This window comes from Lentzea californiensis (genome assembly GCF_024648825.1).
GTDB lineage: Bacteria > Actinomycetota > Actinomycetes > Mycobacteriales > Pseudonocardiaceae > Lentzea > Lentzea californiensis.
The window spans coordinates 20144-32098 of record NZ_JANBBE010000014.1; the positions used below are offsets into that span (position 1 = coordinate 20144).

An 11955-nucleotide genomic window follows, 5' to 3' on the forward strand; every position below is an offset into this window, starting at 1 on the left:
ATCAGTAGTGCGTGCCCCGCACGTCGGTGTAGATCGCGTCGACCTCGTCGGCCGAGAGCCCCTCGTCGACCGCGCGGTCCATCCACTGCTCCATGCCCTGCCGCAGCGGCGCGTCCGCCTTCGTCGCGTCGGTGGCGAGCGAGGCCGTGACGAACGTGCCCATGCCGCGGCGGCCCTCCACGAGACCCTCGTGTTCGAGCTCGCGGTACGCCTTCAGCACGGTGTTGGGGTTGACCCTGGTGGCCTCCACCACCTCCCGTGCCGTCGGCAGCTTGTCGCCGGGGCCGAGCAGCCCCATCCGCATGGCCTGCTTGACCTGCGCGGCGATCTGGAGATAGGTGGACACCCCGGAGTGCCGATCGATGCGAAACTCGATCACGCCGCTCAGCATAGGTGTCCACCCGTCCACTCAAGTCACACCTGCCTGCGCACTGCCCAGACCGAGCCCAGCACGAACAGCACCGCGAGTCCCGCGAAGATCGACCCTTCGAGCAGGTGCAGGGTCGTCGCCTGGTCGGTGGGGATGACGTCCGCGTACCGCTGCGCGAGCCCGTTCTCCCGGTAGCAGGCCGCCGTGTCGACGACGCCCTGCGCGTCGGCCTTCGAGCCGCAGTTCATCATCGGCGCCGGATCGGCGATCACGTTCCCCTTGGCGTCGAGGTACCCGGACCGCACCACCAGGGGCCCGCGATCGGCCACCGCCGGCTCGGCCACGTCGCCGGAGATCAGCCTGGTCGGCGTGATCAGGGACTCCCGCACGCCGCCGACCACGACCCGCACGACGACGAACAGGCCGAGCGTCAGCGTCATCGCCACGAGCGTGCGCTTGAACAGCGCACCGGCGAACATGCCGAGCGTGTAAGCGAAAAGCGTGTAGGCGACGGGTGACACGCCGCGGGAGTCGAAGACCGTGAAGTAGAACTCCCCCGTCGACAACGGCCCGAGCTGACCGGCGACGTCCAGCCAGCTGTGCACCACGAGCTGGTAGACGACCACCACGACCAGCGCGGGCAGTGCCGCGACGAGGAACTTGGTCGCCATCCAGCGCGTCCTGCTGACCGACTGCGTGAACGCCAGCGCGTGGGTCCCCTGCTCGAACTCCCGCGCGAACAGCGGCGCACCGACGAAGACACCGATCAGCACGGGCGCGGCGAGCACCGTGGCCAGGGCGATGTGCATCTTGTCGAACCAGGCGGTCTGGAACTCGGTGGCCGCCGGGCCCATGCAGGCCTCCAGGCCCTTCGCCGCGCAGTCCACGAGGTTGCGCGCGACGAGGTCCGCCGACATCGAGGCCCGCAGCACCAGGACGGCCACCACCGCCACGGCCAGCCCGGCGACGAGCGTGATGAACACGGGCCGCTGCTGACGCCACACGATCCACGTCATGCCGCGACCTCCATCCGCATGTAGGCGAGCGCGAGCTGACTCAGCGTCCGGTGCTGCGCGTTCGCCCGCAGCAGCGCGCTGACGTCACCCGCCAGCCGCACCCGGCCGTCGGCGAGCAGCACGAGGTGGTCGCACACGTCCTCCAGCTCCGCCAGCACGTGCGATGACAGCAGCACCGTGATGCCCTGCGTCCGGCACTCCTGCACCAGCGTCCGCAGCACGCTCTCGCGCGCCAGCGGATCGAGGTCCGCGAGCGGCTCGTCGAGCATCAGCAACCGCGGCCGCTTGCCCAGCGCCAGCGCGAGCGCGACCCGCGTCCGCTGGCCGCCCGAGAGCGTCCCCACCTTGGCCGCGAACGGCACCTGGGCCTTCTCGACGAGCTCCTCGGCGTACGCCTGGTCCCACCCCGGATTGGCGTTGCGGCCGTACCGCAGCGTCTCGGCGACCGTGAACTGCGGGTACAGCGGCTTGGCCTGCGTCAGGAACGACACCGACCGGTGCATCCCACGCCCGTTCGGCTCGTCGCCGAACACCGAGATCCGGCCCGTCGTCGGGCGCAGCAGTCCGGTGATCATGCCCATCAGCGTGCTCTTGCCGGCCCCGTTCGGCCCGACGAGCGCGACGATCCGGCCCGCCGGGACCTCCAGCGAGCAGTCGCGCAACGCCCAGCCCCGCGAGTACTTCTTCCCCAGGCCCTCAGCCAGGACCGGCGGGTGCTCCCTCTGACTCATGGGAGCAACCGTATCACCCTTTCACTATTTACCTAGTGAAAGGGTTCAGGCGCGGCCTCTGGCCAGATCGCCCAGGCGCTGCAGCGTCTCCTTGTTCCGGGGTGTCAGCAGCAGGTCCTGCAAGAAGTTCGGCAGGATCGTCGACGGTCCGCGCACCGCCCTCTCGGTCATGCGCACCTCCGTCAGCGACTCGGACAGCGCCCGCAGCGCGAAGGTGATCCGCGCCGCGCCCGCGGGCCAGAGCCGGGCGTCCAGTTCCAGCAACTGGGCGGCCTCGCACCGGACCACCTCGGTCACGTCCTCGATGACCAGCGGCCACGGGCCCACGCTGTGGTGGATGCGGGTGCCGGGCTTGGGCCAGCCGGTGTCGACGTCGCGGATGTGCGACGCGCCCACCACCCAGCCCCCGTACGACCAGCCGTCGGCGAGCACGTCCCACACGTGCGCGACGGGTGCCTCGATTTTCAGGGTGACCTCAGCCATGCCCAGGAGTACCCCGTGGGTCAGGAAGCCATGCTCTGCCGGTACTCCGCCGCCTCGGGCTCGAGGACGTACGTCTTCTGCGCGTCCGCCGGCTCGGTGCGCAATCGGGCGGCCTGTTCCAGCGAAACGATCTTCTTCCGCTTGCTGCCGTCAGGACGCGATGCGGCGAGTGCGGCGGCTCTCCGCCCTGCGCTGCAGGTGATCAGCGGTGAGTTCGAGCTCGTAGGTGCGCAAGGCCTGGTAACGCGGCGAGATGCGGAGCGCGAACGTCCCGCTGAGGCGTTCGATCGCCGACGCCGAGCGATCGAGCCGCCTCCTCGCCGCGTCCAGGCCACCGGCTCGCAGCATGCGCAGGCAGTTCTCGGCCTCGCAGTTGTACGAGCGGAGCATCAGCGCCGACCAGTCCTCGACGAGCCTGCGTCCGGTCGCGTCCGATCCGTTGTAGGTGACCTGCCCGCCACCCTCGATCGCCGCTCCGGTCTTGATCAGGGTCTTCATCTCGTCGTGGACGAGGTCCAGCTGCGCCTGGTGGTCCGCGACGGCGTCGGTGCGGAACACGCCTGCTCGTTGCAAGATCAGTTCTTCCTTCAACGGTCGCAGTTCGGCGCGCGCCTTGTCGATCCGGTGCCGCAGCGCTACTAGTTCGGCACCGGCTCTGTCGACCTCTTCCAGCGTGACGGTCTGCGCTGATCGGGCGTCACCGATCCGGGCGAGGAGTTCCTGCAGGCCCTCCACGGCCCGCTCCAGCTCAGCGATCCGGCGGTCTTTGCGCCCGAGCATGCTTACCTCCCCGATCGGCGACGAAAGGACCATGACCGTTCCATCGCAAGGAGGAATCCGCCGTTATCTACGACGCTATGCACTCACTCCATCGAGTGATCCCACGAATCGGACGAACCCTTCCGGGTCCTCGCTCGTGGCGGACTGTTGCAGGATCACGCTGGTAGCGCCCGCGGCGGCTACTGAAGCGACCAGGTCCGTGACGAACGCGCGGTCCCGCGAGTCCGTCTCCACGTAGACGATCACGGGGTGCTCGCGGGTGGCGCGGACGGCCAGGACGCGGTCGAGGTCGGCCGACGCGTCGAGGATCGTGCCGTCGCCCACCTCACCCGCCAGGTCCAGGGTCTTCTCGCCCAGGCCGCCCACGTAGACGGGCATCGGCGCGGACGGCGGCCAGTCCAGCGCTACGCCGGTCAGCTTCACGTACCGGCCTTCGACCGTGACGCGCTCGCCGGCCAGCAGTGCCTTCAGCGCGCCGGTGTACTCGCGCAGCAACGTCAGAGGTGACGCCACCCGCGCGCCGACCTGGCCCATCCAGTCCTGCACGCCGTGCCCGACGCCGATCATGACGCGGCCGGGGAACAAGCGGTCGAGCGTCGCCGCCTCCATCGCCGTCAGGGCGACGTTGCGCAACGGCACCGGCAGCAGGCCGACGCCGACCTTCAGCCGCGACGTCCAGGCCAGGGCCGCCGAAGCGCAGGCGATGCCGCTCTCCAGGAAGCAGTCCTCCCACAGCCACAACGAGTCCACACCGGACTCCTCGGCCGCGAGGACGACGGAACGCAGGTTCTCGGGAGGGAGCTGTGGCCGGTAGACGGCGCCGAGTGTGATCACCCGACAACTACTACCGGCCTCACCTCAGATCAGCAACAACCTCAGCACCCGCAGTTGTGGTACGTGACGTCCCAGTGGTTCGACTCGAGGTAGTAGATGTTGCCCGCGTTCGACTTCCACTTGTTGCCGCCGATGGACGAGAAGCTGCCCTTGATGTAGTTGGTGACGCAGCTGGACAGCCGGTAGTCCACCTTGTAGCCGTTCCAGTGCGAGTACGTGCCCGACGCGTGGCCGGTCTCCGTGCCACCGGTGATGGTCAGCGCACAGCCCGACGCGCTCTTGAACGTCTTGGCACCCGCGATGGTCGTCTGGTTGATCTGCTCGAACGAGGTGCAGTTCGGCTTGTTGCGGTCGCTGCACCCACCGCTGGACGTCCAGGTGACGCCGGCCGCGCGCAACTGCGCGGTCGCCTGCGAGTGGGTGTACTTGGCCGGGGCCGCCGACGCGACGGACGCGCCCATGATCAGAGCGGCGAACATCGCGACCACGGCTGCGATCGTGCGAACGAACATGTGCTCTCTCCTTATGCCCAAGGTGCGGCGAAACCTAGGAAGGAGCGGTAAAGGAAGTCCTAAATCAGCCTTAGGCCGATCTTTGGCGCCACCGTGGACAGTTCCGGTCATCACCGACAGCAAGTCGATCGGAGCTACACCATGCGCATTCGCCACGCAGTCGCGGCGACCGCGATCTCGCTGGGTCTGCTGGGTGGCCTGAGTGGCGTCGCCCAGGCCGCACCGGAGGGTCCTGCCGAGCAGGAGACCGCCGTCTCGCAGGTCCAGGCGGCGGCCGGGTACGGCGGTTCGATCAGCCGTACCGAGGTCATCAAGCGCGCCAAGGACTGGTGGGACCGCAAGGTTCCCTACAGCCAGTCCGCCTACGTCTGGGACATCGGCAAGGGCAAGAAGTACCGAACGGACTGCTCCGGCTTCGTGTCCATGACGTGGAAGCTCACGACGAGCCGCAACACGTCCACTTTGGACGAGGTCGCCACCAAGATCTCCTGGGCGAACCTCAAGCCGGGCGACATGATCCTGCGCAACGGTCACGTGAAGCTGTTCGAGAAGTGGGCCAACTCGGCGAAGACGTCGGCGTGGATCTACGAAGAGGGCAGCACCGCGACGGACATGGACCACGAGACCGTCACCATCTCTTCGCTGAAGAGCGGTGGCTACGCCCCGTGGAAGTACAAGAAGATCACCGGCTGAGTGCGGGCGGGGCCCATTGAGCCGGCCACTGGCGCACCTCTCCCATCTCCCTGGTGCCCAGTCGCGTGAACAGGCCGGCGGCCTCGCGCCAGGAGCGGTCCGCGCCTTCGACGTCCCCCAGACGGGCGTGGACCGCTCCCAGGTCACGTAATGTCCGAGCCCTCCACAGCGGCAGGCTCAGGTCGTTCCACACCGGCAGCAGGTCGGTCAGCACCACCCGCGCACCCGCGTGGTCTCCCGCCGCGAGCTTCCACTCGCCCAGCGTGCGGCGCATCAAGGCCTCGCCGAACCGGTCTCCGACGTCGCGGCAGCCGTCCAGCGCCTGCTGGATCAGATCCGCCGCCGGATCGAGAAAACCCTTGCGCAGCAGCACCTTCGCCCAAGCCTGCGCGGTGTAGCAGCCGAGCAGTTCGTCGCCGGTGCCCGCGACCATCTCGTGGGCGCGCCGGATGTGGTCCTCGGCCTCGTCCAGCTCACCGCGGGCGCGGTGGACGAGCCCGATCCCGCGCGCAGCCAGCGCCTCACCGCGCCGGCTGCGCGCCCGGCGGTAGATGGTCTCGGCGAGCCGCAGCGTGCCGAACGCGCCCTCGTCGTCGCCGAGTTCCCGTTTGATGGAGCCGATTCCGTACAGCGCGTGCGCTTCGCCCTCGAGGTCCTGGGACTTCAGCAGCTCACGGGCCCGGCCCAGGGCCTCCAGCGCGCACGGGTACTGGCCCAGATCGCGGCACACCATGCCGATGCCGTTCATCGCGACGGCCTCGCCGCGCTGGTCGCCCAGGTTCGCGAACAACGTCTTCGCGGTGTCGAACCACGACCGCGCCTGCTCCAGGTTGTCGCGCTTGTAGTGCATCTGCCCGAGGCTGCACCGCAGCACCGCCTCCAGCCGCACGTCCCCGGTCCTCCACACGGCCTCCAGCGCCGCCGTGTGTGTTCGTTCCCATGCCTCGTAACGGTTTCTGAGCCCGAACCACGCGAACACCAGCACCTCGGCCAGCTGTGACGCGATCTCCGCGAGCCCCAGCTCGGCGGCCCGTTCCACGAGCCTGGTCAGCAACGGCTCCTCGCGCGCGAACCAGGCGTCCTTGTCGGTCGGGCGCGCCGCGGACGTGACGACGCCCAGCGAGTCCTGCATGCGCGGCACGGCCAGGAAGAGCTGCTCGGTCAGGCCGTCCACAGTGGACAGCGCGGCGACCACCGCCCTCCTGACCACGTCCTCGCGTTCCTGCTGCTGGTCTTCCGCCTCGGCGAGCTCACGGGCGTGCAACCGCACCAGTTCGTGCATCCGGTACCGCGCGCTGCCGATGACGTCGAGCAGCCGTGCGTCGACGAGCTGGTCGAGCACGTCCTCGTCGAGCAGGTGCGCCCAGAGGAAGCTCGGCACCTCGGGCAGGCCGAGGAACCCGAAGATCCGGTACGCGCGGCGGACGTTCTCGTCGAGCGCCCGGTAGGTCAGCTCGAGCCCGGCCCGCACCGCGAGGTCGTCCGCGACGAGCTCGTCGAGCCGCGACCGTTCGTCGGACAGCCTCCTCACGAGCTTCGACACCGGCCAGTGCGCGCGTCCGGCCAGCTTCGCGCCGGTGATCCGCACCGCGAGCGGCAGATATCCGCACAGCCGCGCGACCTCCTGCGCCTGGTCGGGCTCCGCGGACACCCGGTCGTCGCCGAGGATGCGCTGGAGCAGCGTGACGGCCTCGTCGCCGCTCAGCACGTCCAGCGGGACGCGGCGCACACCTTCGAGCCCGCACAGCCTGCTGCGGCTGGTGATCAGCGTCAGGCAGCCGGGACTGCCCGGCAGCAGCGGCCGGACCTGCGAGACGCTCGTGACGCCGTCCAGCACGATCACCACCCGCCGCCCGCTGACCCTCGCGCGCCAGAGCGCCGCCCGTTCCTCGGCGGACTCCGGGATCCGTTCGCTCGGCACGTCCATGGCGCGCAGCAACGCGTCCAGCGCGCCGGACGGTGAGTGCAGGTCGACGAACAGCTGCCCGTCCGGATACCGGTCGGCCAGCCGGTGCGCCGCATGCACCGCGAGCGCCGACTTGCCGACGCCCGCCGGCCCTTCGATCCACCACACGCCGCCGTCGCTGTCGAGCAACCTGCCGAGCTCCCGGTCGCGCCCGGTGAAGTCGCCCGCGTCGCGTGGCAGGTAGTTGCGGCGGCTGTCCCGCGAGCCCTCCAGCACGTCGCGGTAGAGCTTCTGCAGCTGCTCGCCGGGCTCGACCCCGAGCTCGTCGACGAGCACCTTGCGCGTCTCGCGGAACACCCGCATGGCGTCCGCCCGGCGCCCGGCCCTGGCGAGCGCCGTCATCAGCTGCCCGCGCAGCCGTTCGGCCAGCGGGTACTCGGCGACGAACGCGCCGAGCCGGTCGATGAGCCCGGCGTGCCGGCCGAGCGCCAGTTCGGCGTCGACCCACGCCTCGGCGGCCGCGAGCCGTTGCACGTCGAGCATCTGCGCGAACACGACCGGCGTGCCGCGCCAGAGCTGCAACGCCTGGCTGAGGACGTCGGCCTTCACCTTGAGGTCGGCCTCGTCGCCCGCTCTGCTCACGAGCTTGCGGAACACGTGCAGGTCGACGCTGTCGGGCTCGGCGCTGAGCACGTACCCCGCCGCGCGGTGCTCGACCGGCAGCCCGGCCCGGCGCAGGCTGGAGATGTGCACCTGCAGCGACTTGCGCGCCTGCGGTGGCGGCTCCTCACCCCAGATGAGGTCGATGAGCCGTTCGACGGGGACGATCTTCCCGCACTCGACGGCCAAGACAGCTAGGATCTGCGCGGGCTTCGGCGGCACTGAAGGCTCGACCGGCCCGAGAATCCTGACCTCCACTGTGCCCCCACCAGTGTTGAAGATTCACCGAGTTCTGCACGGCAATGCCAAATTTTGACGCAGCCTGGCTTTCCGGGGTTCCACTTCTGGGTGAATGCACTCGAACGGACGCAGATCTGGATGCAACCAGACCAGAGCCCACTCCGTCCAGCCCACTTTCAGTGGGCATGAATGTGAACTTTTGTTCTGTTTCTACAGGCCGGCTTTGAGCCGCCCGAACTCCTCGGCCAACGCCGGTAACTGCCAGTGCGCGTTCAGCCCGCTCGGATTGGGCAGGATCCACAGCCTCGCACCACCCACGGTGTCCTGCTGCGGCCCCACCTGGGCCTTCTTGCGGTTGAAGGCCGCCCGGTACACCGTCACACCGAGTATCGCGAGAACCTTCGGTGAATACCTCTCGACCTTTTCCGCGAGTTCGATCGCACCTTGATGCATTTCGTCAATTGTTAATTCGTCGGCTCTGGCACTGGGCCGCGCGACGACGTTCGTGATCCCGAGCCCCAGTTCGAGCAGCTTCTCCTGCTCGGCGGGCGCGAACTGGGAGGGAGTGAAACCGGACAAATGAAGTGCGGGCCAGAACCGGTTTCCCGGCCGCGCGAAGTGGTGCCCGGTGGCCTCCGACACGAGGCCGGGGTTGATGCCGCAGAAGAGCACTTCGAGGCCGGGCTTGATCACGTCGGCAATCACGTGGCCAAGCCTACGAGGTCCGTCGTAGCGTGCCCGTCGTGGCCACGCTCCCGATCCTCTTCCTCGACGTCGACGGCCCGCTGCTCCCGTTCGGCGACGGCGTCCCCGGCACACCGGGCCTGGCCAGGCTCGACCCGACGCACGGCCCGTGGCTCACCGCCCTGCCGTGTGAGCTGATCTGGGCCACGACCTGGATGGACGAGGCGAACACGCACATCGCGCCCCTGCTCGGCCTGCCCGCGCTGCCGGTCGCCACCTGGCCGGACGACCCGGGCACCGAGGACGCCGACGCGCGCCAGGGCCTGCACTGGAAGACCCGCGGCCTGGTCGCGCTGGCGGGCACCAGGCCGTTCGCCTAGGTGGACGACGAGATCAGCGAGAAGGACCGCGCCTGGGTCACCGAGCACCACCACCGAGCCCTGCTGCTCAAGGTGAACCCGCGCCACGGCCTGACCGACGCCGACTACCTCGAACTCGACGCCTGGCTGCGGGCGACCTAGGCGCCCGCGGGAACGCGCGGACGCGGCGTCCACATCGTGTAACCGGCCCGGCGCGCGTCCTCCGGCGAGTGGAAGAACGCGTCACCCTTCATCCGCTTGTAGTACGGCGATTCAGGGGTGTGGAACATCATCGTGCGCGAGTTCGCCTTGATCGCGGGCGCGGTGGCGGCGGGCTCCTCCATGATCGACAGGGGCTGAACCTCAACGACGGACTCGCGTGAGCGCATGGTCAGCCAGGTCAGCAGGACGCCGGCGAGGAACGCGCCCGCGCACAGCAGGAACATCTGGAAGAAGAACCCGAACACCGAACAGCTCCTAGCCCGTAGTCGTGAAGTCCTCGTCGACGCGCAGTCCGGGGGCGGCCGAGCGCAGAGCGTCGCTCAGAGAGCCCGCGCGCTCCGGGTCCGCGACGCGTGCCGACGCGGTCAGGTGTCCTTTGTGGACGACGCCGGTGAAGTCGGTGACGCCGTGCTCCAGCACCGCCGCGAGCAGTGACGCGGCCGCGGCCGGGGTGACGGGCATGCGTTCGCCCGCGTCGGGGGTGATCACGTCGGTGATCCGGTGGGCCGCGGTCAGCGCTCGCACGGCGTCCACGACCTCCTGCCGTTCCCCGGCCGAGATGGCGGTGCCCGCCAGCACGATCTCCGACGCGCGCACCGCGAGCACCAGCCGGCCGGACGGAACGGGACGCACCGCGAGACCCACCGAGGCGAGCAACGCCGGCACGACCAATGCACCGACGACAACGCGTTGCGGCAACTGCACGCGCTTGGACTATCCCATCCGGCCGACCAGGTGCCACCGCCTCGGGCGGAACCCCCAGGACACCGCGCCCGAATTCACTCGTTCGTGGACACCACTACGGGCTCGCCACCGACGACCAGGCGCCAGTCGGCACCGGCGAACGAGGCGGGGTCCAGCACGCCCGCCGCCTTGACCCAGGCGATCAGCAGCTCGCGGACCTCCTGCTGCTGGTTGTGCAGCACGGGCGCCGAGGCGATGTGCGGGAAGTCGCCGCCGCCCGCCTGCCGGTAGTTGTTCACGGCCACGGCGAACTCGAACGAGTCCTCGACCGGCACACCGCCGTACGACAGGCCGAGGATCCGCGAGCCGGCCGGGCGCGAGACGTCGATGTCGTAGGTCAGTGGCTCGGTCAGGCCGTAGGCGATGTCGAAGTTGTAGTCGGGCACGTCGTTCGAGATCTCGGCGGCGGAGAACGGGCCCGGCGAGGACACCTGCCGGAAGTAGCGCGCCGACTCCTCCAGGAGGTCGCGCACCTGTCCGCCGGTCATCCGCACGCCGACCAGCGTGTTGTCGAAGATGTAGAGCCCGGCGACGTCCCGGATGGACACCTCTCCCGCCGGGATCGCGGCCGCACGGTTGAAGGGCGCGCACAGCGACAGCACGGGCAGCGAGGTGGACTTCGCGATCTCCAGCGCCTGCACGTGGTTGATGAACCGCAGCGCGGGCGTGTCCTCGAACCGCGACCGCGCCGCCGACATCGCCGAGGCGCAGGTCCCGATGTGCGAGTTGACGTACGACATGACCCGTTCGTGGTCGTGCCGCAGCAGCCGCACGATCCGCGGGTCCTCCTCCACCGAGGCCGACGACAGCACGGACGACCGCGACGTCACCAGTTGCCAGTGCTCGTCGTGGCGCAGGTCGAACTCCATCACCGACAGCCGCTTGCCCGAGAACAACGGCTCGGTGAGCAGCACCGGCCGCCCGGTCACCTTGTTCGTCACGAACCGCGAGGGGATCTCCACGTGCGCGTGGCCGACGAGGACCGCGTCGATGCCCGGCACGGTCTCGGCCAGCAGTTCGGAGCAGTTCTCCGGGAACGGCACCTGGTCGCCCAGCGACGACGACAGGTCGGCCCCGGAGTGCGCCACCACGATCACCAGGTCCGACTTGTGCCGGAGCTCCGGCACCCAGTGCAGCGCCTGCTCGACCAGCCCGGGGAACGTCAGCGCCCCGTCGACGTGGGCGCGGTCCCACACGGCGATGCCGGGGTTCGTCAGCCCGAGGATGCCGACCCGCAACGGCGGCCCGCCCGTGCGCCACAGCGTCTTCACCACGTACGGCTGGAACGCGGGCAGGCCGGTCGCCACGTCCAGGGCGTTCGCCGCCAGCAGCGGGAACTCCAGCTGCCGCTCGAAGGTCCGCAGCACGGACAGCCCGTAGTTGAACTCGTGGTTCCCCAGCGCGGCGGCGGTGTAGCCGATGGCGTTCATCGCGGCGGCCATGGGATGCGTGTGCGCACCGCGCGTGATCGGCTCGACCTTCGCGTAGTAGTGCGCGAGCGGTGTGCCCTGGATGGTGTCACCGGCGTCGAGCAGCAACGTGCGATGCCGTCCCACGGCCGCACGCACGTCGTTCACCAGGGTCGAGATCTTCGCGAGCCCGACGTCGTTGTGCGCGAAGTCGTCGTACTCGCGGTTGAGGTAGTAGTCCCAGTTGAACAGGTTGCCGTGCAGGTCCGTCGACCCCATCACAGTCAGTGTGAACGTGCGCACGCCGCTCAC

Annotated in this window: 14 protein-coding genes and 1 pseudogene; 3 read left to right on the forward strand and 12 right to left on the reverse strand. The window is 69.4% G+C overall.

The window, feature by feature from the left end:
* Window position 1: 1 nt before the first annotated feature.
* From LX88_RS36155 to LX88_RS36185, 7 genes and pseudogenes are all read right to left on the reverse strand, one after another.
* Window positions 2–379, reverse strand: a complete 378-nt coding sequence (locus tag LX88_RS36155; protein WP_258952270.1) for a GntR family transcriptional regulator — start codon at window positions 377–379, stop codon at window positions 2–4.
* 35 nt (window positions 380–414) lie between these two features.
* Complete coding sequence (locus tag LX88_RS36160; protein WP_258952271.1) at window positions 415–1386, reverse strand: ABC-2 membrane transporter-related protein; 972 nt, start codon at window positions 1384–1386, stop codon at window positions 415–417.
* A 224-nt stretch (window positions 1387–1610) separates the two neighbouring features.
* Window positions 1611–2117: pseudogene (locus LX88_RS36165) on the reverse strand (ATP-binding cassette domain-containing protein); the annotation flags it as partial.
* Between the two features lie 45 nt (window positions 2118–2162).
* The gene (locus LX88_RS36170; protein ID WP_258952273.1) at window positions 2163–2600 is read right to left on the reverse strand and encodes an SRPBCC family protein; all 438 of its coding nucleotides are present in this window, start codon (window positions 2598–2600) and stop codon (window positions 2163–2165) included.
* Between the two features lie 150 nt (window positions 2601–2750).
* The gene (locus tag LX88_RS36175; RefSeq protein ID WP_258952274.1) at window positions 2751–3380 is read right to left on the reverse strand and encodes an SNIPE associated domain-containing protein; all 630 of its coding nucleotides are present in this window, start codon (window positions 3378–3380) and stop codon (window positions 2751–2753) included.
* A 75-nt stretch (window positions 3381–3455) separates the two neighbouring features.
* Window positions 3456–4214: an LLM class flavin-dependent oxidoreductase gene (locus tag LX88_RS36180; protein ID WP_258952275.1), complete on the reverse strand. Its 759-nt coding sequence runs from the start codon at window positions 4212–4214 to the stop codon at window positions 3456–3458.
* Window positions 4215–4255: 41 nt separating this feature from the next.
* Window positions 4256–4726 carry a hypothetical protein gene (locus LX88_RS36185; protein WP_258952276.1) on the reverse strand — a complete coding sequence of 157 codons (471 nt, stop codon included), beginning with the start codon at window positions 4724–4726 and terminating at the stop codon, window positions 4256–4258.
* Window positions 4727–4867: 141 nt separating this feature from the next.
* Between LX88_RS36185 and LX88_RS36190 the strand changes: the two genes are divergently transcribed.
* Window positions 4868–5419, forward strand: a complete 552-nt coding sequence (locus LX88_RS36190; protein ID WP_258952277.1) for an NlpC/P60 family protein — start codon at window positions 4868–4870, stop codon at window positions 5417–5419.
* Here the strand turns inward: LX88_RS36190 and LX88_RS44475 are convergent.
* Window positions 5409–8243: an AfsR/SARP family transcriptional regulator gene (locus LX88_RS44475; RefSeq protein ID WP_308203481.1), complete on the reverse strand. Its 2835-nt coding sequence runs from the start codon at window positions 8241–8243 to the stop codon at window positions 5409–5411. The two genes, LX88_RS36190 and LX88_RS44475, sit on opposite strands and share 11 nt — an antisense overlap.
* A gap of 192 nt (window positions 8244–8435) precedes the next feature.
* The gene (gene mug, locus LX88_RS36200) at window positions 8436–8930 is read right to left on the reverse strand and encodes a G/U mismatch-specific DNA glycosylase (protein ID WP_258952278.1); all 495 of its coding nucleotides are present in this window, start codon (window positions 8928–8930) and stop codon (window positions 8436–8438) included.
* Window positions 8931–8968: 38 nt separating this feature from the next.
* On the opposite strand from mug, the gene LX88_RS36205 reads away from it, so the two are divergent.
* Both LX88_RS36205 and LX88_RS36210 read left to right on the forward strand, forming a co-directional pair.
* Window positions 8969–9289: an HAD domain-containing protein gene (locus LX88_RS36205; RefSeq protein WP_258952279.1), complete on the forward strand. Its 321-nt coding sequence runs from the start codon at window positions 8969–8971 to the stop codon at window positions 9287–9289.
* Window positions 9290–9430, forward strand: a complete 141-nt coding sequence (locus tag LX88_RS36210; protein WP_258952280.1) for a hypothetical protein — start codon at window positions 9290–9292, stop codon at window positions 9428–9430.
* On the opposite strand, the gene LX88_RS36215 is transcribed toward LX88_RS36210, so the two are convergent.
* From LX88_RS36215 to LX88_RS36225, 3 genes are all read right to left on the reverse strand, one after another.
* Complete coding sequence (locus LX88_RS36215) at window positions 9427–9735, reverse strand: sunset domain-containing protein (RefSeq protein WP_258952281.1); 309 nt, start codon at window positions 9733–9735, stop codon at window positions 9427–9429. The two genes, LX88_RS36210 and LX88_RS36215, sit on opposite strands and share 4 nt — an antisense overlap.
* Window positions 9736–9745: 10 nt before the next feature.
* Window positions 9746–10195 (reverse strand): hypothetical protein, encoded by a 450-nt coding sequence (locus tag LX88_RS36220; RefSeq protein WP_258952282.1) that lies wholly within the window; start codon window positions 10193–10195, stop codon window positions 9746–9748.
* Window positions 10196–10269: 74 nt separating this feature from the next.
* Entirely contained in the window at window positions 10270–11946 is a 1677-nt protein-coding gene (locus tag LX88_RS36225; RefSeq protein ID WP_258952283.1) for a bifunctional metallophosphatase/5'-nucleotidase, read from the reverse strand.
* Window positions 11947–11955: the final 9 nt, after the last annotated feature.